This is a genomic window from Myxococcota bacterium (assembly GCA_039030075.1).
Taxonomy (GTDB): Bacteria; Myxococcota_A; UBA9160; order UBA9160; family SMWR01; genus JAHEJV01.
Map to the genome: position 1 here is coordinate 1 of JBCCEW010000016.1, position 22,990 is coordinate 22,990.

The 22,990-nt window shown below is 68.8% G+C and carries 21 protein-coding genes; 15 read left to right on the plus strand and 6 right to left on the minus strand.

Annotated elements, in window-relative coordinates:
* From AAF430_16635 to AAF430_16645, 3 genes are all read left to right on the plus strand, one after another.
* A partial coding sequence (locus tag AAF430_16635) for a phosphotransferase (GenBank protein ID MEM7411859.1) occupies nucleotides 1-757 on the plus strand: 757 nt, incomplete at its 5' end.
* Nucleotides 754-1,692, plus strand: a complete 939-nt coding sequence (locus AAF430_16640) for a sugar phosphate nucleotidyltransferase (GenBank protein MEM7411860.1) — start codon at nucleotides 754-756, stop codon at nucleotides 1,690-1,692. The genes AAF430_16635 and AAF430_16640, both read left to right, overlap by 4 nt.
* Before the next feature lie 27 nt (nucleotides 1,693-1,719).
* On the plus strand, nucleotides 1,720-2,457 hold the full coding sequence (locus AAF430_16645; GenBank protein ID MEM7411861.1) for an MBL fold metallo-hydrolase: 738 nt from the start codon (nucleotides 1,720-1,722) through the stop codon (nucleotides 2,455-2,457).
* On the opposite strand, the gene AAF430_16650 is transcribed toward AAF430_16645, so the two are convergent.
* The gene (locus AAF430_16650; GenBank protein MEM7411862.1) at nucleotides 2,441-3,598 is read right to left on the minus strand and encodes an anhydro-N-acetylmuramic acid kinase; all 1,158 of its coding nucleotides are present in this window, start codon (nucleotides 3,596-3,598) and stop codon (nucleotides 2,441-2,443) included. The two genes, AAF430_16645 and AAF430_16650, sit on opposite strands and share 17 nt — an antisense overlap.
* Before the next feature lie 196 nt (nucleotides 3,599-3,794).
* On the opposite strand from AAF430_16650, the gene AAF430_16655 reads away from it, so the two are divergent.
* The 4 genes from AAF430_16655 to AAF430_16670 are packed head-to-tail and all read left to right on the plus strand — an operon-like array spanning nucleotide 3,795 to nucleotide 7,282.
* Entirely contained in the window at nucleotides 3,795-4,043 is a 249-nt protein-coding gene (locus AAF430_16655; GenBank protein ID MEM7411863.1) for a hypothetical protein, read from the plus strand.
* Nucleotides 4,043-5,296, plus strand: a complete 1,254-nt coding sequence (locus AAF430_16660; GenBank protein MEM7411864.1) for a glycosyltransferase family 4 protein — start codon at nucleotides 4,043-4,045, stop codon at nucleotides 5,294-5,296. Before AAF430_16655 ends, AAF430_16660 begins: the two co-directional genes overlap by 1 nt.
* A complete protein-coding gene (locus AAF430_16665; GenBank protein MEM7411865.1) occupies nucleotides 5,265-5,981 on the plus strand; it encodes a class I SAM-dependent methyltransferase in 717 nt (238 codons plus the stop codon). The genes AAF430_16660 and AAF430_16665 overlap by 32 nt, the downstream gene beginning before the upstream one ends.
* Entirely contained in the window at nucleotides 5,981-7,282 is a 1,302-nt protein-coding gene (locus AAF430_16670; protein MEM7411866.1) for a glycosyltransferase family 4 protein, read from the plus strand. Before AAF430_16665 ends, AAF430_16670 begins: the two co-directional genes overlap by 1 nt.
* Here AAF430_16670 and AAF430_16675 read toward each other — a convergent pair.
* Nucleotides 7,213-8,004 (minus strand): methyltransferase domain-containing protein, encoded by a 792-nt coding sequence (locus AAF430_16675; protein ID MEM7411867.1) that lies wholly within the window; start codon nucleotides 8,002-8,004, stop codon nucleotides 7,213-7,215. The two genes, AAF430_16670 and AAF430_16675, sit on opposite strands and share 70 nt — an antisense overlap.
* Before the next feature lie 131 nt (nucleotides 8,005-8,135).
* On the opposite strand from AAF430_16675, the gene AAF430_16680 reads away from it, so the two are divergent.
* Entirely contained in the window at nucleotides 8,136-9,407 is a 1,272-nt protein-coding gene (locus AAF430_16680; GenBank protein MEM7411868.1) for a hypothetical protein, read from the plus strand.
* A 16-nt stretch (nucleotides 9,408-9,423) separates the two neighbouring features.
* On the opposite strand, the gene AAF430_16685 is transcribed toward AAF430_16680, so the two are convergent.
* The 3 genes from AAF430_16685 to AAF430_16695 all read right to left on the minus strand — a co-directional run bounded on the left by AAF430_16685 (nucleotide 9,424) and on the right by AAF430_16695 (nucleotide 12,939).
* On the minus strand, nucleotides 9,424-9,798 hold the full coding sequence (locus AAF430_16685; GenBank protein ID MEM7411869.1) for a response regulator: 375 nt from the start codon (nucleotides 9,796-9,798) through the stop codon (nucleotides 9,424-9,426).
* Nucleotides 9,795-11,429, minus strand: a complete 1,635-nt coding sequence (locus AAF430_16690) for an ATP-binding protein (protein ID MEM7411870.1) — start codon at nucleotides 11,427-11,429, stop codon at nucleotides 9,795-9,797. Before AAF430_16690 ends, AAF430_16685 begins: the two co-directional genes overlap by 4 nt.
* Nucleotides 11,430-11,541: 112 nt before the next feature.
* Complete coding sequence (locus tag AAF430_16695) at nucleotides 11,542-12,939, minus strand: sigma-54 dependent transcriptional regulator (protein MEM7411871.1); 1,398 nt, start codon at nucleotides 12,937-12,939, stop codon at nucleotides 11,542-11,544.
* A gap of 109 nt (nucleotides 12,940-13,048) precedes the next feature.
* On the opposite strand from AAF430_16695, the gene AAF430_16700 reads away from it, so the two are divergent.
* Nucleotides 13,049-14,446 carry a sigma-54 dependent transcriptional regulator gene (locus AAF430_16700; GenBank protein ID MEM7411872.1) on the plus strand — a complete coding sequence of 466 codons (1,398 nt, stop codon included), beginning with the start codon at nucleotides 13,049-13,051 and terminating at the stop codon, nucleotides 14,444-14,446.
* Between the two features lie 373 nt (nucleotides 14,447-14,819).
* Nucleotides 14,820-15,584, plus strand: a complete 765-nt coding sequence (locus AAF430_16705; GenBank protein ID MEM7411873.1) for a FliA/WhiG family RNA polymerase sigma factor — start codon at nucleotides 14,820-14,822, stop codon at nucleotides 15,582-15,584.
* Nucleotides 15,585-15,698: 114 nt separating this feature from the next.
* Here AAF430_16705 and AAF430_16710 read toward each other — a convergent pair whose 3' ends face one another.
* Entirely contained in the window at nucleotides 15,699-16,439 is a 741-nt protein-coding gene (locus AAF430_16710) for a Stp1/IreP family PP2C-type Ser/Thr phosphatase (protein ID MEM7411874.1), read from the minus strand.
* A 218-nt stretch (nucleotides 16,440-16,657) separates the two neighbouring features.
* On the opposite strand from AAF430_16710, the gene AAF430_16715 reads away from it, so the two are divergent.
* Genes AAF430_16715 through fusA form a run of 5 tightly spaced genes read left to right on the plus strand, consistent with a single transcriptional unit; the run spans nucleotide 16,658 to nucleotide 22,937 of the window.
* Nucleotides 16,658-18,103 (plus strand): response regulator, encoded by a 1,446-nt coding sequence (locus AAF430_16715; protein ID MEM7411875.1) that lies wholly within the window; start codon nucleotides 16,658-16,660, stop codon nucleotides 18,101-18,103.
* 56 nt (nucleotides 18,104-18,159) lie between these two features.
* Entirely contained in the window at nucleotides 18,160-19,044 is an 885-nt protein-coding gene (nadC, locus tag AAF430_16720; protein MEM7411876.1) for a carboxylating nicotinate-nucleotide diphosphorylase, read from the plus strand.
* A complete protein-coding gene (locus tag AAF430_16725) occupies nucleotides 19,041-20,039 on the plus strand; it encodes a biotin--[acetyl-CoA-carboxylase] ligase (GenBank protein MEM7411877.1) in 999 nt (332 codons plus the stop codon). The genes nadC and AAF430_16725 overlap by 4 nt, the downstream gene beginning before the upstream one ends.
* Nucleotides 20,036-20,842, plus strand: coding sequence for a type III pantothenate kinase (locus tag AAF430_16730; protein ID MEM7411878.1), 807 nt, complete (start codon nucleotides 20,036-20,038; stop codon nucleotides 20,840-20,842). The genes AAF430_16725 and AAF430_16730 overlap by 4 nt, the downstream gene beginning before the upstream one ends.
* 37 nt (nucleotides 20,843-20,879) lie before the next feature.
* Complete coding sequence (gene fusA / locus AAF430_16735; protein ID MEM7411879.1) at nucleotides 20,880-22,937, plus strand: elongation factor G; 2,058 nt, start codon at nucleotides 20,880-20,882, stop codon at nucleotides 22,935-22,937.
* Nucleotides 22,938-22,990: the final 53 nt, after the last annotated feature.

Sequence of the window (22,990 nt, forward strand, 5' to 3'; positions counted from 1 at the left end):
CCAACTCCTCGAGGACTGTGGACGCCTGCCGCTGCGAGACGCCGTCGCGACGCTGTCCGGGCCCGAGCGCTGGTCGCTCCACATCGAAGCGTGCGACTGGGTCGCGCGGTTGCAAGCGGTGCCGCGCGAAGCAGGCGTGGAAGCCTTCGGGCGCCGGCTCGACGCCACCTTGCTCGCCTACAAGGCCGATCTCGTGATCGAGCACGGACTGACCGCGCGCGGCCGGGCGACGACATCGGCAGAAGCCGAGGTCGTGCGCGCGGCGTTCTCCGAGATCGAAGCCGCCGTCCAAGAGGCGCCCTCGAGACTCGCCCACCGCGACTACCAGAGCGCCAACCTGCTGGTCGATCCGGCGGCACCCGCGGGCCAGCGGCTGCGCATGATCGATCTACAGGGGGCGTTCCTCGCGCCGCCCGAATACGACCTCGTCTGCCTTCTGTGCGACTCGTACATCGAGATCCCGGAGGAGACGATCGTTTCCCTTCGAGAGGCGATCCGACCGAAGCTCCCGGACGCACCCGACCCCGACGAATGTGCGCGTCGTTTCGACCTCCTGACGCTCTCGCGCAAGGGCAAGGACCACGCGCGCTTCCTCTACGCCGCCCGCCAACGCGGCGACACACGTTTCCTCGACTGGGTGCCCTACACGGTACGCCTGCTCCAACGGGCCGCGCAGCGCCTGGCCCCCACCCACCCTGCCCTGGCGTCCTACGCCGAGCTGGTCCACGCACTTCCGGAGTCTCCGTGCGCGCCATGATCGTCGCGGCAGGCCGGGGCACCCGCCTCGCACCGCTCACGGACTGGGTGCCGAAGCCGGCCGTACCGGTTCGGGGCTTGCCGCTCATCGCCTACCCGCTGGCGTTGCTCGCCGAGCACGGTGTCGACGAGGTCATCATCAACCTCCACCACCTGCCCGACGCGCTTCGCGAAGCCGCCCTCGCCCACTGCCCTCCTGGGATGCGGCTCGAGTTCTCGGTCGAAGAGGAGCTTCTCGATACGGGAGGAGGGATCCGACGCGCAGCCGATTTCCTCCGCGAGAGTGATCCGTGTCTGATTCTGGGCGGAGACATGCTGCTCGACTTCGATCTCGGTGGCCTCTTGCGCGCCCACCGCGATGACGCGGCGGTCACGATGCTCCTCAAGGAGGACCCGCGGGTCGCGACGTTCGGCAGTGTGGGCGTGGACGCCGAAGGCGTGGTGCGGCGCATCGGCTCCCGCTTCGACTTCCGCAACGATCCTGGCGAAGAGGCGCGTGCGGGGATCTACGTGTGGGCGAATCTCGTCTCCGCACGCGCGTTCGATTCACTTCCCGAGCGCGAGGTCTTCAGCCACATCGACCACTGGTGGGCTCCGTTGCTCTCGAACGGCGCGCGAGACATCCGGGGTGTCTTCGAACCGTGTACCTGGGAGCCCGTGGGCACCTTGCCCGAGTACCTGCATGCGAACTTCCATCCGCCCTCGCTGCGCTTCATCGACCCCGATGCGCAGGCACAGGCCCGCGGGGTCCAGATCGACGCGCACTGGGTCTGCGGTGCTGGCGCGCAGGTCGGCGCCGGAGCTAGCCTCGATCGCGTGGTGGTCTGGGACGGAGAGCGGATTCCGGCGGGCTTCGAGGCCCGCAACGGCGTCTTCGCCGGCGGTCGTTTCATTGGCCTGCCCGAGCGCGACGCGGACGACGGCTCCTCGTCGTGACCTCCCGGGCCGAGGGCGCGCGCACCCGTGAGTGAGATCGTCTTCGTCGGGACGAGCGACGCGTTCGGTGCCGGCGGGCGACGCCAGTCCGCGATCGTGCTGCGCGGCGCCTCGGGCACGGTGTTGTTGGATTGCGGCGCCACCACGGGAAGCGGACTCAACGAACTCGGGATCGCGGTCGAGGAACTCGACACGATCCTCATCTCCCACTTCCACGGAGATCATTTCGGGGGCATCCCGCTGCTGTTGCTCTCGGCGCTCTACGAAGACGAGCGCAAGCGTGCGCTCCGCATCGCGGGGCCGCCCGGAATCGAAGCACGCGTCCGGGCCCTGGCTCAGGCCATGGGCCACAGCCTCGACGGACGGGAGTGGACCTTCCCGATCGAATTCACCGAGCTCCCGGCCGGCACGCGCCGCGAGATCGGGCCCATTCAGGTGCGTTCCTTCGAAACCCACCACTCCCCCGACGCGATCCCCCATGGCCTGGTGATCGAGAACGCCGGCACGCGGCTCGCCTACTCGGGCGACACGGGTTGGTTCGAAGGGCTACCCGGCGAAGTGGCGGGCGCGGATCTCTTCATCTGCGAGTGCACCTATCACCGGAGCGGGTTCCACTACCACCTCTCGCTCGAGGAGCTCGCCGAGCGCCGGGAGCGCTTCGACTGCGGCCGCATGGTGCTCACCCATCTCGGCAAGGAGATGAGCGACCGACGCGCCAGCTGCGACTTCGAAGTCGCCGACGACGGGCTCAAGCTCCGAATCTGAGTCCAGCCCGTCCGGGCACGATCTCGCCCAGCACCCGCGCCTCTCCGGCCCCGGTGCAGGCGGGGAGATGGTTGGGGAGTCCGAGGAGCGCGTTGCGACCCATCAGCGCAAAGGCCATCGCCTCGGCCGCGTCCGCCGGCACCCCACAGGCATCGAAGGGCTCCACGGCTGCGCCGGGGACCGCGCGTCCGAGCGCCGCCATCGAGGCCGGGTTCCGCGCGCCGCCCCCGCCCACCAACAGACGGTCCACCTTGCCCCCGCCCAGATGGGTTCGGCAGGCGTGGCCGACCGCTTCCGCCGTGAAGGCGACGAGGGTCGCCGCCAGATCGTCGAGGGGGCGCTCGCCCCAGCGCGCGACCAGCGCATCGACCTCATCGCTCCCGTAGCGTTCACGACCCGTCGACTTCGGCGGTGGCGCGAGCAGGAACGCGTCGTCGAGCAGTTCGTCGAGGAGCGCGCGATCGACCTCGCCCCGCAGTGCGCGCGCGCCATCTCGATCCATGCGTTCTGCGCCCCCGGTAACGCGTTGGATCACACCGTCGAGCAGCGCATTCGCGGGACCGACGTCGAAGGCAATCACGTTCTCGCCGCGGTCGCCCGCGGGCAGCCAGGTGACGTTCGCGATCCCGCCGAGGTTCAGGACCACGCGGTTCTCGTCCGCCGATGCGAACGCCACGAAATGGAAGAAGGGCGCGAGCGGCGCTCCCTCCCCGCCGGCCGCGATGTCGCGTGGGCGGAAGTCCGCGACCGTCGTCACCCCCGTACGCTCCGCGATGACGGATGGATCGCCGATCTGCAGCGTCGCGCGCAGCTCGGGATGGTGGGCCACGGTCTGCCCATGAGACGCGATCGCGTCGATCTCGTCGATCGGCACGCCGGCCGCCTCGGCGACCGAAATCGCGGCATCCGCGAATAAATGCCCCAGCTCCACGTCCAAGCCGGCGAATTCGCGAAGTGCCTCGCCTGGCGCGACGCGCCCCGCCGCCACCCGATGAATCCGCTCTTGGAGCGCCGGCGGCAAGGGCGTCTCGAGTTGCGCCCGCAACCGAAACGGACGCGGGGCCTGCGGATCGTCCCACTCCACAAGGGCGGCATCCACGCCGTCCGCCGACGTTCCCGACATCAACCCGATCACCCGCATGGGGCGCAACGTACCCCGGGACAAGGGCGGACCGCGATGGCCTGCTCTCCCAGTTTGACAGTCCCCACGACCGCGGGGATCATCCTCGCCCCGGCGCGCCACGCCTTGGGGTGAAACCCCTCCGGATCGTCGCGCGCTGCCCCACCCCTCGATTCCACCCCGCACACGCCTCTGGCCTCGATCCATGGAGGATCCGATGAACGACTCTTCGCGCACCCAGGGTGGCCTGATCTGCGTCGGCGTGGCCGTCCTCGCCGCGCTGTTCCTGATCGGACTGCTGCAGCAGAGCTACTGGGCCGTCGCCATCCCGGTGGCCATCCTGGTCTTCTTCGTGCTCGGGCTGACGTTCTGGGTCGGCTACACGATCGCCACCATCCAGGTCGAGCCCGAGATCGCCCCGCCGGCACCGCCCGCCGACGCCGAGGGGACGGAGTCCTCGGCCTAGTGCGGATCGCGCTGCTCACGTATCGCGGGAACATGTTCTGTGGCGGTCAGGGCATTTACGCCGCCTATCTCGCTCGAGAATGGAAGAAGGCGGGGCACGACGTCCACGTGATCGCCGGCCCGCCCTTCCCGGAACTCGAGCCCGACATTCCGCTCCACGAGATTCCAAACGAGAACGTCTTCGGCGTGGAGCATCCGGAGTGGGCGCGACGCGAGAATCCGTTCTCGCTGCTGAAGCCGCTTTCCTTGTGGGAGCTCGGCGTCTCGCGCTTCGGCGTGTTCCCCGAGATGCAGACCTTCTCGCTGCGCCTGCTCGCGCGCTGGAAGCAGCTCCACGACCGCTACAAGTTCGACATCGTCTTCGACAACCAGTGCCTCGGCTGGGGCCTGCTCGGCATTCGCGCGACGGGAGTGCCGGTCGTCTCGGTGATCCATCACCCGCTCCACATCGACCGCGAGGCCGACTTCGCGATCGATCCGAGCCTCGTCAAGAAGATCAAGCGCACGCTCTACTTCCCGCTGTTCATGCAACAGCAGGTCGCGCCGCGGCTCGATCGAATCGTCACCGTGAGCGAGGCCTCGCGGCGGGAGATCGAGAAGTACTTCCGCATTCCCGAGAAGGAAGTGCGGGTCGTCTACAACGGCACCGACACCGACCTCTTCCACCCCGTCGAAGTCCAGAAGGACGCCGACCTCCTCTTCATTGGCCGCACCGAAGACCGGAAGAAAGGAGTGGGCACGCTGCTCGAAGCGATGGCCCGGCTCCCGGACGTCCACCTCAAGATCGTAGACGGACGCATTCCCGACGACGGCCTCGTCATGCGCTACCTGGATCGCTACCAGATCCACGACCGGGTGACCCTGCACCGGGAGATGCTCTCCATCGAGGATCTCGTGCGCCAGTACTCGACGGCACGCGCCGCCGTGGTGCCGTCGTTCTTCGAGGGGTTCGGCTTCCCCGCCAGCGAGGCAATGGCTTGCGGTCTTCCCGTGATCGCGAACGCCGCCGGCGCGCTGCCCGAGGTGGTCGGGACCGACGGGACGAGCGGTCGCCTGGTACCCCCGCGCGACCCCGATGCGATGGCCGAGGCGATTCGGGACGTGCTGACCGTCCCCGGACGCGCCGAGTCGATGGGTCGCGCTGCGCGCGAGCGGGTGAAGCGGTTGTTCCAGTGGGACCAGGCCGCGGAAGAGCTCGTCGCGGTGTTCGAGGAAACGCTGCATGCTGCTCACCGTCGATCTCGAGCGGCTTGACGTTCGCCGCGGGGAGCGGCTGCTCGACGCCGGCTGCGGCGAGGGTCGACACTGCTTCGGCGCGCTCGAGAAGGGTGCCGACGTCGTCGGGCTCGACCTCGACTACCCGTCGCTGCGCGCGGCCGCGGGGGGCCTTCGCAACCGCGGCGAAGCGCTGGGCCAGATGGGAGCCATGCTCCAGGGCAACACCTTCCACCTACCATTTGCCGACGACAGCTTCGACAAGGTGATCTGCTCCGAGGTGATGGAGCACGTCCACGACTACACGGGGGCTGCGCGCGAACTCGCCCGCGTGACCAAGCCCGGCGGCCTCGCTGCCATCACGATCCCCACGACCACGAGCGAGCACCTCTACCTCCGGGTCGGCGATGACTACTTCGAATCGCCCGGCGGACACATCCGCATCTTCCGACCGCGACAACTCGCGGAGGGTCTGGCGCGGGTCGGGTTCGCGACCGTCGGCGTCGGCTTCGCCCATGCGCTCCACACGCCCTACTGGGTGCTGCGGTCGATCGCCGGGCTCCCGAAGGCCGACGAGAGCGCGCTGGTCCGGGCCTACCGCCTGTTCCTGATCCGGGCGACGGCCTCGCCTGCGCTGACCTGGCTCGAGAATGCGCTCAACTACGTCTGCCCGAAGAGCGTGATCCTCTACGCGGAGCTGCGCGCGACGCCTCGGACCGCATAATGGACCGCCCGCTGCGCATCGCCTTCGTCGCCTACCGCGGCAACATGCGTTGCGGGGGACAGGGCGTGTATCTGTGGTTCCTGGCCCGCGAGCTTGCGCGCCTGGGACACGAGGTCGACGTCTGGGTGGGCCCGCCCTACCCCGACCCGATGCCCTTCGCGCGGCGGGTCACCCAGCTCCCGAACCAGCAGTACTGGGCGGGCTGGTTCTCGAAAGACCGAAAAGCGCTGATCCCGGACCCGCCGCTCCGCATCCTGCACCCGCTCGAGCTCTACGAACTCGGCGCCAGCTATCTCGGTTTCCTGCCCGAGCCGTTCGCCTTCAGCTTTCGTGCCCTGCGCTCCGTCTCGAGTGCGCTGCGCGCCGGTGGGCGCTACGACCTGATCCACGACGTCCAGTGCCTGGGCTGGGGACTGCTCGGCCTGCGCGCGCTCGGCCTGCCGCTCGTCACGACCGTGCACCATCCGCTCACGGTCGATCGCCGCACATCGTTCCTGCGCGATCGCAACTTCCGCGAGGCGATCGGGACGATGGCGTTCTACCCGGTGGGCATGCAGTCCTTCGTCGCGCGCCGGGCGGACCGGCTCTTCACTTCGTCGGCCGTGAGCGCCAAGCAGATCGAGGCCGACTTCGGCGTGAACCCCGAACGCATCCGCATGGTCGCGAACGGGGTGGACACCGAACTCTTCTCGCCCGACCGCGACGTCGAACGCAGCGATCACGAGGTGCTGTGCGTGGGCCGCGCGTCGGACCCGAACAAGGGCGTCGTCACCCTCGTCGAGGCGATCGCGAAGCTGCCCGCGTCGACCCGCCTCACCCTGGTCGACGACGATCACCCGGACAACGGGGCGCGAAAGCGGGCGAAGGAACTCGGCATCGCCGACCGCGTGGACATCGTCGGGCGCGTCCCGGTCGATACCCTGGTGCACCTCTATCGCCGTGCGACGGTCGTAGCGGTGCCATCGCTCTTCGAGGGCTTCGGGCTACCAGCCGCCGAAGCCATGGCGTGCGAGACGCCCGTGGTTGCCTCCGCCGCGGGCGCCCTGCCCGAAGTCGTCAACACCGGTGGCGGAGGCCTGCTGGTGGAGCCGGGCTCGGCCGATGCGCTGGCCGCCGGGCTCTCCCAGCTGCTGTCCCAACCCGCTGCGCGACGCGAACTCGGCGTACTCGGACGCAAGGGTGTGCTCGCGGCCTACGCCTGGCCGCGGGTCGCCGAGCACACCGCCGAGGTCTACGCCGAGGTGCTCGCCGAACGCGGCCGGCCGACCAACAGCACGACGTCGGCACCGCGGGGCCACTGACGCGCGAGGGCGTCGGCGCCGCGCAGCGCGAGATCAGCGAGCTTCTCGGGCCACGCGGTGACCCACCGCGACCAACGCGGGTAGCCCCAACCGAGCGAGATGCCCTCGACCCGCTCGAGGGTCAGCCATTCGCCCGCCTGTTCTCGCATCAGGTCGAGTTCGTAGCGGGTGAAGTGATCGTGGGGCACGTCGTAGTGTCGACGACCGCGCGGCAGCGCGGTGCCGCGCCAGCGTTCCGCGAACCAGTCGCCGGCGCGCGCGATGCGGCAGGCCAGCGAATCGAAGTTCGCGATCGTGAGCACGACGCGGCCGTCCGGACGGGTCACGCGCGCCATCTCGCGGATCGCGCGGCGCGGGGTGTCGAAGTGGTCGATCGCGCCCTTGCAGAAGACGGCGTCGAAGCTGTCGTCCGCGAACGGCAGGCCGTCCGCCCAGCCCCGGACCTGGGTGGGCGTCGGGCCGTCGTGCTCCTCGTCCTGGAGCCGCGCCAGCGCCGCCATGCGACCGGAAGGCTCGGCTGCCACGACGAGCCCGCCCCGCCCAGCGAGCGCGCGCGCGTCCTGGCCGAAGCCGCTCGCGACGTCCAGCACCCGGCGACCCGGCCCGGCGCCCGTCGCATCGAGGGTCCGGGTGGTCATGTGCTCGAAGAGGTAGTCGCTGTCGCGGGTGGTCGCGGTCGGGATCACGTCCCGCATGTCCCGATCGAGGTCGACGACGCGCATGGCGGCGGAGCCTAGCGCGGGCGTTCCCCGCTGGGGACGGGACGGCTATCTTGCCGCTGACCCCACTCGCCCCCCGTCGGCCGCCCGCCACGCAGGCTGGGCCGACGTTCGAAACGGTATCCTGAAACCGCATGGCGGAAGGGATCGCGACCCTCGACGCGCGCACGCGCCCGGATTCCCCGGAGGAAGCCTCCCGAGGCTTCGACCGGCTCTCGTCGTTCCGCGTGACGATCGCGGCGATCTTCGCCTTCATGCTCTTCTACATCCTGAGCGTGGAAGGGCTCGAGGCCGTGCTCGACACCCAGTTCCGCGCCCAGATCACCGAGGCCACGCGGGTCAGCCCGAGCCAAGGGCCGATCGTCACCCAGATCCAGAATCGGGTCTCGGATGTCGTGCAGGAGTCGCCCTGGGTCCGGTACGGCGGGATCCGGGTCAACGTGACCGTGCTCGGTGCCGACGGCCTGACGCCGCTCTACGTCGGCGGGGGCAAGGTCGTCCCGCCGCCTCCCGCCCGCAGCCTCGACGCGGCCATGCGCGAGGCACTCGAGCTGCTCCCCGCGATCTCCGACGTCTTCGTCTCGGTGCCCCACGGCTCTTTCCTGTCGATCGGCCTCTTCATCGGATACGGCACGATCCTCTTACAGGGCCTGTTCCTCTACAACCGCCGCGTGGCCCGCCTCGAACGCGAGCGCCTCGACGTAGCCATGTCGGCCCGCGCGTTCTCCGCCGAACGGGCGCGATCGATCGAAGCCGAGCTCTCGAAGGTCCGCGAGCGCCTCGGCGAAGTCGAACCGACCGAGCGCGCCCAGTCGCGTGAGATCGACGAACTCGAACGCGAGCGCGCCGAGCTGCGCGCAAAGCTGCGCGACCTGGGCGAGCGCGAGTCGGAGCTGCGCGCCACGGCCTCGCGCACCCACGAGCTGGAAGAGGAGCGGCAGACCCTCGAAGACCTGCTCGACGAAGCGCTGGACGATGTAGCGGTCAAGGAAGAGGAGATCAGCACGCTCCAGGACCGGCTGAAGACGGCCGACCGCAAACAGGGCGCACGCGAGAAGGGGCGCACCCGCGAGGCCGACCGCCTCGCGAAGCGCCTGCGCACGCTCTACAAGAATCTCCAGGTCGACGAACGCGCGGTGTCGGACCTCACCTCTCTCGGTGACGAGTCGCTCAAACTCCGCGCCGAAGAGCTGCTCAAGCGACTCGACGATGATCCCGAGTCGGCCGCCGTGCGCCGCAAGGTCGGTGGCCTGCCGCCGCAGCTCTCCATCTTCGAGTTGGGCTTCGCCGGGAAGGGCCGCATCTACTACACGCGGCGCGAGCCGTCGGGCTTCCGGGTGCTGTTGGTGGGCGGCAAGGCCACCCAGAAACAGGACCTCGAGTATCTGAGCCGGCTGGCGCTCTGATCCAGTCGAACGCGGATCAGCCGCCCATCGCCTTGCGCAGGGCCAACTTCAGGTCGGCGTCGTCCCAGGGTTTCGAGAGCACCGCCTGCACCCCGACCCGTTCGAGATCAGCCGGGGCGATCTCTTCGTTCCACCCGGTGATGATCATGCGGGCGGCGTCGGGCTGGAGTCGCGCCACCTCCACGAGCAGCTGCAGGCCCGTCATGCCGGGCATCTTGTAGTCCGAGAGCACCGCGTCGAGGCGGGTCGTTTCCACGACGGCGAGGGCCTCGGCGGCCGTCTCGGCGAGGTGGATCTCGTAGCCCTCCCGGCGCAGCGCGCGTCGCAGCGCCGACAGGATGCGCGACTCGTCGTCCACCAGCAGCAACTGCGGCTTGCGGTCGTCGCTCACGCGGGCTCGCTACCGATCGTCTCGCGCAAGAGCGGCAAGCGCAGGCGGAAGGTGGTGCCCTCGCCCGGCGTGCTCTCGACACCGAGGGTGCCACCATGACGTCGCACGATGCTGAAGGACGTGGAGAGACCGAGCCCCGTCCCCGCGCCGACCTTCTTGGTGGTGAAGAACGGATCGAAGATGCGGTCCAGGTTCTCGGCGGCGATCCCGACGCCGCTGTCGCGCACCGATACCTCCACGCCCCCGTCATGCGCGCGGGTGCGCAGCACGACCGAGCCAAGCTCGCCCGAATCGCCGACGACATCCTCGATCGCTTGATAGGCGTTCACGAGGAGGTTCATGAAGACCTGCTTGAGCTGCATCGGGTAGCAGGGCACCGGGGGCAGCTCGCCGTATTCGCGCTCGAGCACCACCAGGTGCTTCATCATCGGCCAGACGATGTTCGCCGTCGCCTCGAGACAGGCGTTGAGATCCGCGAGCACGCGTTCGCCCGTGTCCTGGTGCGAGAAATCGCGGAGATCCTGGACGATGTGGCGGATTCGCTCCGAACCCTCCTGGGACTCGCGAATCGCCTTCGCGAGGTCCTGGAGCAGGAACGGCACGTCGACATCGGCCGCGGTCTCGCCCAACTCCTCGGCGGCCTGGCGAATCGCCGGCAGATCCTCGGTGTCCACCGCCTTCTGCAGCCCCTCGGTCCGCGACCACACCTGACGCAGGTCGGTCACGTACTCGGTCATCTGGAAGAGGTTGGCGTGGATGAAGCCCATCGGATTGTTGATCTCGTGGGCGACGCCCGCGGCGAGCTGTCCGATCGACGCCATCTTCTCGGTCTGCAGGACGTGGGCGCGCCACTCCTGCGCCTCGCTCTGATCCTGGAAGACCACGACCGCGCCTTGCACGTCACCCGCGTCTCCCTGGACCGGCCCCCAGGAAAGACTCACCGGGATCGAACGCCCCTCACGTCCGCGCAGCTGGGTATCGAAGCCGCGGGCGCTCGGTTCGGGATGGGCCGCGAGCGCCTTCGCGTCTTCCGCGTCGACCACCCAGTCCAGGAAGCGCTGGCCACGCAGGAGCTCGGCCGACTCGCCGAGGATCTGCTCGGCTCCGCTGTTCGCGAAGCGAATCGCCCCACGCCCATCGACCACCACCAGCGCGCTGCCCAGATGACGCAGGATCCCGTCGGCCCCCGCGTCGACGCGCTCAGGCGCGGCCTGGCGAAGCGACGCGAGCCGCTCCCATTGCTCGCGCGCGGCGTGCCGTAGCGACGCGAAACCGCGATCGGCAATCACGCATTCGTTCGCGCCGCGCCGGAACCAGGCCAGCGTCTCCGGGTCTGCCGGCTGGGCCTGGACCACCAACAAGCCGACGCCACTCGTGCGCAAGCGGGCGACGATCTCCTCGGCATCGCGTCCCAGCGCTTCGTCGACCACCACCAGATCGACGGGAACGCGACGACAGTGTTCGATACAGCCAGCCAGGTCATGGACCCAGGCCAGCGAGCCATCGCGCGCGAGGGGCGTGAGCGCCTCGGCGATCGGCGGCGTCCCGGCCGCCGCAGGCGTCGCCACCAGCAGGTGGGCTCCCGATTCCGCGCGTTCGCGCGGGACGCCGAGCGGACCTTCCCCGCTCATCCCCGCCTCTCCATGGCATACCCCCGGCGCCAGGCGAAGCCCTGGCGTCGCACGAGGGGGGGAGCCGGAACGGTACCGCCAGAGACCCGATTCCGCATGTGGAATCGGGGACCTAGCGCCGCCCCAGTCCGTGCGCCGCGAGCTTGCGGTAGAAGGTGCTGCGTCCCACGCCCAGCAGTCGCGCCGCCTGGCTCGCGTCGCCCTCGGCCTCGGCCAGCGCCCGTTCCAGGGCGGCCTGCTCGTACGCCGTCAGGCTGAGGGGCAGCTTCACCAGATCCGGGGCTCCCGTGCGGCGGGAGCGCCGCTCGGCCGGCAGGTCTGCCACGCGCAGGCGCGGACCCGGGGCGAGCGCCATCGCCGACTCGATCACATTCTCGAGTTCGCGCACGTTGCCGGGCCACTCCGCCTCGCAGAGCACGGCCAGCGCATCGTCGTCGATGCCTTCGATCGGCAGATCGGGCCGCGCGTACTTCGCGATGAAGTGTTGGATCAGCAGCGGGATGTCCTCGGGCCGCTCGCGCAGCGGTGGAATCTCGATGCGCACCACGTTCAGGCGATAGAACAGGTCCGCGCGGAATCCGCCCTCCTCCACCATCTGCTCGAGGTCGCGATGGGTGGCCGTCACGATCCGCAGATCCACCGAGACGGAATCCCCGGACCCGACCGGTCGTACTTCCTTCTCCTGGATCGCGCGCAGGAGCTTCGCCTGTACCAGCGGCGGAATCTCCCCGATCTCGTCGAGGAAGAGCGTGCCGCCCGCCGCAACCCGGAAGAGCCCCGGTGAACCCGTCGCACCGGTGAACGCGCCCTTCTCGTGACCGAAGAGTTCGCTCTCGATGATCGACTCGGGCAAGGCGCCGCAGTCGACGGGAACGAAGCGCGCCTGCGCCCTCGGGCTCGCCGCGTGAATCGCGCGCGCCACCAGCTCCTTGCCGGTACCGCTCTCTCCGCGGATCAGGACATGACTCTCGTTGTGGCGCAGGCTGGCGATGGTGCGGGACAGCGCGCGCATGCGGGGTGACGTTCCGATCAAGGACGGGGTCGACTGGCGGTCGCGCAGCTCGTCCTCGAGCTGCTGGTTGCGCCGCAGCAGCCGTCGCCGCTCGACCGCCCGCTGCACGGTGGTGCGCACGCGATGCGGGTCGAAGGGCTTCGCCACGTAGTCGAACGCCCCGCGCCGAATGCAGCCGACCGCGCTCTCGATGCTGGCGTTGCCGGTGATCACGATGACTTCGAGCTCGGGACGCTCGAGCTTCAGGCGATCCAGGACCTCCAGACCGCTGTCGCGGCCCAGGCCCAGATCGAGGAGGACGACGTCGAGGTCCGGGTCCGCGAGCCGCGCCTCGGCCTCGGCCACGGATTCGGCGAGCCACGACTCGTGGCCCTCCTCGTCCAGGATCCGCCGCAGCGAACGCAGCAGCAGGGGCTCGTCGTCGATCAGGAGGATGCGCCCCGGCAGCTCCTCGGAATCGGGAACCTCGCGGCCGGCACGCGAGAGGAGGCTCGACATGGGAGCGCTATCGGTGCCGGAGCCGCCGGTCTTGAATCCGAGACTCGGGAATCGGCCACCGCTTGATGGGCCGTAGACGCCTGTCTACACTTGGGTTTCCCCCCTCCGCGTGGCGGAGGAGCCCACCCTGGCCAAGTCGCATGTCCTCGTCGTCGATGACGAGGAGTTCTACCGCAGTGCTCTCGCGCGCATCCTCGGACGCGCCGGCCACGAAGTCTTCGAAGCCGGCGACGCGAAGGAAGGCCTTGCCCGCGTCACCCAGGGCGGCATCGATCTGGTGGTCGCGGACATCCGCATGCCCGGGATCAACGGCCTGGAGTTCGTGCGCCAGGTCCACGAGCTCGAACCCGACCTGCCCTGCATCGTGGTGACGGGCTTCGGGAGCCCGGAGAGCTCGGTGGAAGCCCTGCGCGCCGGCGCCTTCTGGTATCTCGAGAAGCCCTTCGACCAGGGGCATCTCGACGTCGTACGGCGCCTCGTGGAGCAGGCCATCGAGCACGGTCGCCTCAAGGCGGAGAACCGCGCCCTCCAGAGCGAGCTACGGGCGAAGTACCGTTTCGAGAACATCGTGGGACACAGCGGTGCCCTGCGGAGCGTCCTCGACATCGTGGCGAAGGTGGCGCCGACCGACAGCACCGTGCTGGTGACCGGCGAGAGCGGCACCGGCAAAGAGCTGATCGCCCGCGCCATCCACTACAACAGCAAACGCGCGGACCGGAACCTCGTGACCGTGAACTGCGGTGCGATTCCCGAGGAGCTCCTGGAATCCGAACTCTTCGGCCATCTGAAGGGCGCCTTCACCAACGCCGTCGCCGATCGTGAGGGCCGTTTCGCGCGCGCCCACGGCGGCACGATCTTCCTCGACGAGATTGGCGACATGAGCCCGAACCTCCAGGTGAAGCTCCTGCGCGTGCTCCAGGAGCGCACCTTCGAACCGGTCGGCTCCTCGAAGACCGAGACCGTCAACGTCCGCGTGATCGCCGCGACCAATCAGAAGCTGGAAGAGGCGATCCAGGACGGCCGCTTCCGCGAAGATCTCTACTTCCGCCTGAACGTGGTGCCGATCGAGGTCCCGCCCCTGCGACGCCGGCGCGAGGACATCCCGCTCCTGGTGCAGCACTTCCTCGACGTGCTCAATCAGGACCGCGGCACCCGCGTCGATTCGGTCGCGGACAACGCCATGCACCTGCTCTCCCACTACGGCTGGCCCGGCAACGTGCGCGAGCTCGAGAACGTGGTCGAGCGCCTGACCGTGATGCGCGACGAAGGCGAGATCCAGGTGGACGACCTGCCCGACGCCTTCCGCCGCGCTCCGGCGCCGGACGCCGACGCCGGGAGCGCACAGAGTGGCTCGCTGAAGGATCGTGTCTCCGCCTTCGAGCGTCAGCTGATCATCGACGCCCTCGAAAAGACGGGCTGGAACAAAGCCGCCGCGGCCAAGCTGTTGGGGATGAACCGCACCACCTTGATCGAGAAGATCAAGAAGTACGGCATCGAGGCCGATTAGACCGGCACAGGCCGAAAGGCCCTCTGGCTCGGGCGGACGGCCCGGCCCCCCACAGCCGTCAAGAAATCCCGCACCGCTCCGGTGAGGCGTCAGCCTCCCGACAGGGGACGTCTCCCCTGCCGCCCGCGGTGGCAGTCCTGACGTGCACCTCGCTGCGTATCACGAGCACGCAGCGGCATGCGAAAAGTCCAACGATCTCGCAGGACTGGCGAGGGGCCTTCGCATCGACGAGGGGAAAGAACCCCTCCCCTGGCCGCCGCTTCCGCTCTCCCCGGAAGACTTGGCACAGCCCGTGCTTTGTCCCTGCGTCAGCGCGCAAGGGGGCGGCAGGGGTGTCGCCGAACCACTTGCGGAAGCCAACAGGGAGACTCGAATGGAAACGCTCCTCCGCGAGGCGAAGGAGAAGCACGACGCGATCCCGGCGAACTTGAAGGAACAGATCGTCCTCGAGCACACGCCGCTGATCCGATACATCGTGAATCGCATCGCCGTCCGGCTGCCGTCGCACATCGACCTGGACGATTTGCACAACACCGGCGTCATTGGCCTGATGGACGCGATCGAAAAGTACGATCCCGAGAAGAACTGCAAGTTCAAGACGTATGCGGAGTTCCGCATCAAGGGCGCCATCCTCGACCAGCTGCGATCGCTGGACTGGGTGCCGCGCAGCGTCCGACAGAAGAGCCGCCGGCTCGAGCGCGCCTACGGCGAGGTGGAACAGCGCCTCGGCCGCACCGCGAGCGAAGAAGAAGTGGCGGACTCGCTCGGTCTGCAGATCGAGAAGTTCCACGAGCTCCTGAACCAGGTGCGCGGCATCTCGCTGGTGAACCTCGAAGAGATTCGCGGCACCAACTCGGATGGCGAGCGCGCCGGCACCTTCGCCGACATCGTCGAGGACGTGAACTCGGAGAACGCTTTCGCGTCTCTGAAGCTCACCGAGACGAAGCACGTCATCGCGGAGACGATCGCGAGCCTGCCCGAGAAGGAGCGCCTCGTGATCTCGCTCTACTACTACGAAGATCTCAACATGAAAGAGATCGGCGGGATCCTCGGCATCACCGAATCGCGGGTGTGCCAGATCCACACGAAGAGCGTGCTGCGCCTCCGGGCGAAGCTGAAGAGCATGCTCGACCGCTAGCGAGTCCGCAGTGGCCTCGGCCTCTGTTGCGCCCGATACCGGATCAGGCAACCGGTATCGGGCGCCTCCATGTGAGGCGCCGCTTCGCGGCCTCGGACTGCAGGAGCGCGGGATTCAGTCCGCCGTTCCCGGATCGTCACAGCGCACGAGCGCCACTGTGATGTTGTCCTCGCCGCCCCGTTCGTTGGCCAGGCCCACCAGCGAAACGCAGTTCTGATCGAGGTCGTCGCTCGCCGATGCGAATTCGGCAATCTCGTCGTCGCTCACGTGGTTGGTGAGCCCATCGGAGCAGAGCACGACCGTGTCTCCTTCGGTCGCGGTCAGCTCCGCCAGATCGGCCTCGACTTCCCGCCGGACGCCGAGCGCCCGCGTCAGCACGTGTCGGTGCGGGTGTCCCTTCGCGTCCTCGGCCGACAGCTCCTTGCGCCGCACGAGCTCGGCGACGAGCGAGTGGTCGTCGGTCAGCTGGCGAATCTTGCCCGCGCGCACCAGGTACGCGCGGCTGTCCCCGACGTGCGCCAGGGCCAGGCGGCCGTCGCCCGCGAGCAGCGCCACGAGCGTCGTGCCCATCCCCTTCACTTCGGGTTTCTGCTGTGCTGTCGAGTAGATGTGATGATTTGCGAAGGCAACGCAATAGCGGAGCTTCTCGGTCAGCTCGGCGTCGCGTTCGGCCACCGTCTGGAAGGCCTCCACCGTGCCGTTGGCAGCGAGCTGGCTCGCCAGCTGTCCCGCGACGTGGCCCCCCATCCCGTCTGCCACCAGGTACAGCCCCAGCGCAGGCGCCAGCGCGAAGGCGTCCTCGTTGGCCGCGCGACGCAAGCCGACATCGGAGCGTGCGGCAGCTCGGAGCTTCATGGGGTGCGGCTGGACCTCGACACTTCCCCCGGGGCCGAACGGGCGCCGGGCTCTCGGCTGCATCGGAGTCCGGAGGCGTGGGCTTGACTGCGGTCGGGTCGGAAGCGTCGAATCTGCGGGCGCTTCACTCGGAAAAAGCCTTCAATGCGGACGTTCCGTCGTCGATACGCTAGATCGAGGCATTGCCGGCGTGCCCTGCGCACGCGATGGGGGAGACCATGCCCAAGACCCTGCTCCTCGCCGACGATAGTGTCACGATCCAGAAGGTCGTTGGCATCAGCTTCGCGAGCGAAGATATCGAGATCACCACGGTCGACAACGGGGACGACGCCGTCGCCAAAGCCCGTGAAATGAACCCGGACGTCATCCTGGCGGATGTCGTGATGCCGGGACTCAACGGCTACGAGGTCTGCGAAACGCTCAAGGCGGATCCGCAGCTCTCGCACGTGCCGATCCTGTTGTTGACCGGGACCTTCGAAGCCTTCGACGAAGCCCGCGCGAACAGCGCGGGGGCTGCGGGCCACGTGGCCAAGCCCTTCGAAGCGCAGACCCTGGTGGACCGCGTGAAAACGCTGCTCGAAGCCACGCCCGCCGCGGCGACGCCGCCGCCGGTTGCCACGCCGGAGCCCGTCGCCTCGGAAGCGATCTCCACCCCGGAGCCGGCGGCGACCCGCGTGGAGCCGATGCCCGCCTCGACCGTGTCGGGCGACAGCGCCTTCGACTTCTTCAACGACGAGCCCGCCGCACCGGCCACTCCGACGCCGGAGCCGCCGGTCGCGGACACCGACGTGGAAGTGCTCGGTTTCGCCGCCCAGGACGCCGCGTTCGCGTTCGGCGACGAAGATCTCGGCAACGCCACGACGGCGCCGGACGAGACCGTCGCCTTCATGCCCGACACGCCGCCGCCCCCGCCGCGCGAGGAGGCACCGATCGTCGACCCCGGCTTCGCGAGCGATGCGATCGCGGCACCGGTCGACCACGCCGACCTCGCCCAGGCCACCCAGCTGGACCCGAGCGGCGCATCGGACTACGACGTGTCCTCCTCGGACCTCTCGCACCTGACGGAGAACGCCAACCCGGCGGCCACCCAGGTGTACTTCGGCGACGACGCGCCCCCGGCCCCGCCGTCCCTCTCCTTCGACGCTCCGTCCGAGAGCGAGGCGCCCGCCTTCGAACCGCCGCCCGCCGAGACCCCCGGGTTCGAGACGCCTTCGCTGCCGCCCGACCCGGTTCTGGGCATGCTCCAGAGTGAGCCCGTCGATGCCGCCTCACCGGGCGAAGAGCCGCTGCTCGAAGCGGAGCCGCTCCCCGCGGTGGATGCCGACGACGCCAGCCCCTGGCCGCCCGAGCCCGAGGTCACCGCGGCGCCGACCCCGATGCCTACCGAAGTCCAAGCGATGCCCACCGAGGTGGACGCGATCCCCGCGCTGGAAGTCGACGCGGCGCCGATCGAGGACAGCGTCCCGGCCCTGTCGCCGGCGATGCGCGAAGAGCTCAGCGCCACGCTCGAGAAGGTCGCCTGGGATGCGTTCGGCCAGGTGACCGAGAAGATCGTGCGCGAGTCGATCGAGCGCATCGAGAAGGTCGCCTGGGAAGTCGTCCCGAAGCTCGCCGAGACCCTCATCCAGGAGGAGATCCGGCGGCTCAAGGGCGAAGACCGCTAGCCCGGAGCGTGCCGCTTCCGGCAGCGCGGCGCGCGGGGACGAAGTAGTCTAAGCGCGTGCTCGGCCCCGTGGACCTGCCTCCCTATCGGTCCTGGCGCGCGCTGGTCCAGCTCGCCCTCGACGAAGACCTGGGCCCGGGCGACGTGACCACCGCGCTGGTCACTGGCCCCGAGGATCCGGGCGTCGGCGTGATCGAGGCGCGTCAGGAGCTCTGCGTGTGCGGCCTGCCGATCGCGGCTGCGGTGTTCCGCGAACTCGACCCGGGCCTCACCTTCGAGCCCGTGGTGCGCGACGGCGATCGCGTACAGCCCGGTGAACCGCTGGCGCGACTCCACGGCTCGCTGCGCTCGATCCTGATCGGGGAGCGCCCGGCCCTCAACTTCATGATGCGCCTGTGTGGCATCGCCACCGAAACCCAGCGCTACGTCGACGCGGTGGCGGGTACGGGCACCGAGATCGTCGATACGCGCAAGACGCTCCCGGGTTGGCGCGTCCTCGACAAGTACGCGACCGCGGTCGGCGGCGGACGCAACCACCGCGTCGGCCTCTTCGACGGCATCCTGCTGAAGGACAACCACCTGGCGCTCGCCGGAGGCGTCGAAGCCGCGCTGAAGGCCGCCCTCGCACACGCGCCCGCTGGACTGCGCGTCCAGGTGGAGGTCGAGAGCGAAGCCGACGCCATCGCGGCCGTCGATGCAGGCGCCGACTTCCTGCTGCTCGACAACTGCGATCCGCCGACGATGCGTTCCATCGTCGATCGCCTGGGCAAGACGGCGCTGCTCGAAGCCAGCGGCGGCGTCACCCTCGCGAACGTGCGCAGCGTCGCCGAGACCGGCGTGCACCGCATCTCGATCGGCGCCCTCACCCACTCGGCGCCGGCCGCTGACGTCGCACTGGAACTCGAAGGAGCGGGAGCGACCGGCGGAGGGGTCACGCGTTGAGCGCCGGGCCGGCACGGGTACTCGACGCGCTGCGCAGCGCAGCGGGACGTCCCCTGACCGGCGTGGCGCTCTCCGAATCCCACGGCGTCTCCCGTACCCAGATCTGGAAGGACGTCGAGACCCTGCGCGCGCGGGGCTACCAGATCGATGCCGAGCCCGGGGGTGGCTACCGGCTCGTCGCGGCGCCGGATCGGCTCTACCCCGAGGAGCTGCGGCGCGGTCTCGAAACGCGCTGGATGGCCTGCGAGATCCACCATCTCGATGAGACCGATTCCACGAATCGCGTCGCGCTGGAGCTCGCGCGCGACGGTGCCCCGCACGGCGCGACCGTGGTGGCAGAGGGCCAGACCGCGGGCCGTGGGCGTCTGGGCCGCTCCTTCTACTCGCCTCCCTACCTGAATCTCTACTCGTCGACGATCCTGCGCCCCGCCCTCGACATCACCCAGGCGCCGGCCTGGATCCTGGCCTCGGCGGTCGCCGTCGCTGAGGCGATCAGCGAGACCCTGGAGGCCCCGGACGCGGTCGAGATCAAGTGGCCGAACGATGTCCTCGTGAACGGCCGCAAGAGCTCGGGGATCCTGATGGAGCTCGGCGCCGAGGCCACCCGGATCGCCTTCCTGGTGCTCGGAATCGGCGTGAACCTCAACGTGGATCCCGGCGATTTTCCAACGGAGTTCCGGGCGACAGCGACCAGTCTTGCCGCCGAGCGCGGGGCCCCGATCGACCGCGCCGCCTTCGCCCGGACCCTCTACGGATGGCTCGAAAAGGTGCTGGATGCCTGCGCCGTCGAGGGATTCCGTGGGATACTGCCCCGGTTCGAAGCGCGTTTCCGGATGCGAGGCCGCGAGGTCGGCGTCCGTGAGCAAGATGGCAAAGAGCACCGGGGCCGCGTCCACGGGATCGACACCGATGGGGCGCTGCTCTTGGAACTCGCAGGAGGATCTGTGGCTCGGTTCGTGGCCGGCGACGTCACCGTCGCGAAGGAGACGGCGTGACGCTGCTCGTGGTCGACATCGGCAACACCAACGTCTCGCTCGGACTGTTCGACTACGGCCCCAGCGACGATGGTGCCGTACAGGGCACCCTGTCCCAGCACTGGCGGATCGGGACCCATCGCGAGCACACCTCGGACGAAGTCGGCCTGGTGCTCCACAACCTCTTCACCCAGTCCGAGCGCAACCTGCGCGAGGTGAAGGACGTCATCATCTCGAGCGTCGTCCCTCCCCTGCTCCCGATCTTCGAACGCGTGTCGACGAAGCTCTTCGACAGGCCTCCGCTGATCGTCGGGCCCGGCATCCGTACGGGCATGCCCGTGCGCTACGAGAACCCGCGCGAGGTCGGTGCGGACCGCATCGTCAACGCGCTGGCCGCCTACCAGATGTTCGGCGGCCCGGTGGTCGCCGTCGATTTCGGTACGGCCACCACCTTCGACTGCGTCTCCGAAGGGGGCGAGTACCTCGGTGGCGTCATCTTTCCGGGGATCCACACGTCGATGGAAGCCCTGTTCGAGCGCGCGTCGATGCTGCATCGGGTGGAGATCGCGCGCCCGCGTTCGGTGATCGGAAAGACGACGACGGCAGCCCTTCAGTCGGGCCTGCTCTACGGCACGGCCGGTGTCGTCGACGCGATGATCGATCGCATCCGCGAAGAACTCGGGCCGGCTCGGGTCGTAGCGACGGGAGGCCTGGCGGGCCGCGTCGCCGCCGAGAGCAAGGCCATCGAGAAGGTGGAGCCGTTCCTCACACTCGAGGGGCTGCGCATCATCTACGAGAAGAATCGACCGCCGGGGAGCGACTGACCCCGAACGAGGCGAGCCGACCGAAAAGGAGAATCCGGTGAAGGACGTGAAAGTCAGCGACACCCACAATTTCGCGATCGTGGGTCACTCGGGAGATGGCAAGACGTCACTGGGGGAAGCCCTCCTCCACGGCGCCGGTGCCACCGAAACGCTCGGCAGCGTCGCCGAAGGCAGCTCGGTCCTGAACCATCTCCCCGAGGAGAAAGAGCGGCAGACGACGATCACCTCGTCGATCTACAGCTACCAGGCCGGCGACAAGGCCTTCACCCTCGTCGATACCCCAGGCGATTCGAACTTCCAGGCCGACGGCCAGATCCTGCTCCAAAGCCTGGACGGTGCGGTGCTCCTCGTATCCGGGGTCGATGGCGCGAAGGTCGGCACCGACCGGATGTTCCGCTTCTGCCGCGAGCGGAACCTTCCGCTGGTGGCCTACGTGAACGGGCTCGACCGAGAGCGCTCCTCCTTCGAAGAAGCGGTGGCATCGCTCGAAGCGATGGAGGCGAAGCCCGTCCCCCTCACCCTGCCGATCGGCGCCGAGAGCGCGCTCTCCGGCGTCGTGGACCTGCTGGCCGGAAAGGCGATCACGCCGGGCGGTGAGGCGGAGATTCCGGCCGAGCTCGCCGAAGCAGCCGCTTCTGCGCGCGAGGAACTCGTCGAGAACGTGGCCGAGTGCGACGACCTGCTCCTCGAGCGCTACCTCGAAGAAGGCGAGCTGACACCCGAGGAGATCCAGCAGGCCCTGGTCACCGGGGCGCGCTCGGGCCAGATCCTGCCCGTGCTGTGTGGCTCGGCCACGGGCCAGATCGGCGTGGGGCCCCTCCTGCAGGCCATCGCCGAGATCCTGCCGTCGGCCGCCGATCGCGTCGAGAGCTTCGCCAGCCGCGACGGCGAGCCCCTGGACCCGGACCCGGACACCCACTTCACCGCCCAGGTTGTGAAGACCAGCATCGACCGCTACGCCGGCACGCTGTCGATCTTCCGGGTCGTGAGCGGGCGGATCCACCCGGACACACCCGTCCTGGACACCACCCGCGAGAGCAAGGAGCGCTTCGGAAAGCTCTTCCTGATGCAGGGCGACCAGCACATCGAGGTGCCCGAAGCCGGCCCCGGCGATCTGGTGGCCGTGGCCAAGCTGAAGAACGTCCACACGGGCGACGCCCTCACCGCCGAGAAGGGGGGCGTGGCACTGCCCGCCCTGAACATTCCCCAGGGTGTCATTTCCTATGCCATCCAGGCGAAATCAAAGGGCGACGAGGATAAAGTTTTCAGCTCGCTCGGCCGACTCGTGGAGGAAGATCCGACGATTCAGCTCGGGCGCGATCCGGCCACGGGGGAATTCCTCCTCACCGGACGCGGCGAGCTCCACGTCCGGATGACGGTCAGCAAGCTCAAGCGGATGTTCGGCGTCGATGTCGACCTCAAGACGCCCAAGGTCCCCTACCGCGAGACGATCCGGAAGAAGGCCGAGAACGTCGAGGGGAAGCTCAAGAAGCAAAGCGGCGGGAAGGGGATGTTCGGAGTCTGCTACCTCACCATCGAGCCCCTGCCCCGCGGCGAAGGGATCGAGTTCGTCGACCAGATCGTCGGCGGCGCGATTCCGCGCAATCTGATCCCCGCGGTCGAGAAGGGGGTCGTCGAGAGCTCGGAAGCGGGCCCATTGGCCGGCTACCCGGTGGTCGACGTCCGCGTGCGCTGCATCGACGGCAAACACCACTCGGTCGACTCGAACGAGATGGCGTTCAAGCTAGCCGGGTCCTTCGGCTTCAAGAACGCCATCGAGGCCGCGTCGCCGACCCTGCTCGAGCCGGTGATGGACGTACACGTCTCGGTGCCGGATACCCACGTGGGCGACGTGATGGGTGACCTGTCGAGCCGCCGCGGTCGCGTCGGGACGGGAACGGCCCAGGGCGCATCCCAGGTGATCGAAGCACAGGTTCCGATGTCGGAGATGCTGGAATACGCGAGCGCGCTGACCAGCATCACCGGCGGACAGGGCGAGTTCCACATGGAGTTCTCCCACTACGACGAAGCCCCCGCCAACGTGCGGGACAAGGTGATCGCAGAAGCCCAGGCCGCGAAGAGCGAAGACTCCTAGTCGAAGCCGGCGACGTACGGCTTCGATCGGGAAGCGGGACCGGGTCCCGTGGA

Coding starts and splice junctions, on each gene's coding strand:
- AAF430_16715 (MEM7411875.1), top strand. CDS start 16,658: ATGCCCAAGACCCTGCTCCTCGCCGACGATAGTGTCACGATCCAGAAG.
- AAF430_16650 (MEM7411862.1), bottom strand. CDS start 3,598: ATGCGGGTGATCGGGTTGATGTCGGGAACGTCGGCGGACGGCGTGGAT.
- AAF430_16710 (MEM7411874.1), bottom strand. CDS start 16,439: ATGAAGCTCCGAGCTGCCGCACGCTCCGATGTCGGCTTGCGTCGCGCG.
- AAF430_16690 (MEM7411870.1), bottom strand. CDS start 11,429: ATGAGCGGGGAAGGTCCGCTCGGCGTCCCGCGCGAACGCGCGGAATCG.
- AAF430_16640 (MEM7411860.1), top strand. CDS start 754: ATGATCGTCGCGGCAGGCCGGGGCACCCGCCTCGCACCGCTCACGGAC.
- AAF430_16655 (MEM7411863.1), top strand. CDS start 3,795: ATGAACGACTCTTCGCGCACCCAGGGTGGCCTGATCTGCGTCGGCGTG.
- AAF430_16695 (MEM7411871.1), bottom strand. CDS start 12,939: ATGTCGAGCCTCCTCTCGCGTGCCGGCCGCGAGGTTCCCGATTCCGAG.
- AAF430_16670 (MEM7411866.1), top strand. CDS start 5,981: ATGGACCGCCCGCTGCGCATCGCCTTCGTCGCCTACCGCGGCAACATG.
- AAF430_16675 (MEM7411867.1), bottom strand. CDS start 8,004: ATGCGCGTCGTCGACCTCGATCGGGACATGCGGGACGTGATCCCGACC.
- AAF430_16705 (MEM7411873.1), top strand. CDS start 14,820: ATGGAAACGCTCCTCCGCGAGGCGAAGGAGAAGCACGACGCGATCCCG.
- AAF430_16665 (MEM7411865.1), top strand. CDS start 5,265: ATGCTGCTCACCGTCGATCTCGAGCGGCTTGACGTTCGCCGCGGGGAG.
- AAF430_16680 (MEM7411868.1), top strand. CDS start 8,136: ATGGCGGAAGGGATCGCGACCCTCGACGCGCGCACGCGCCCGGATTCC.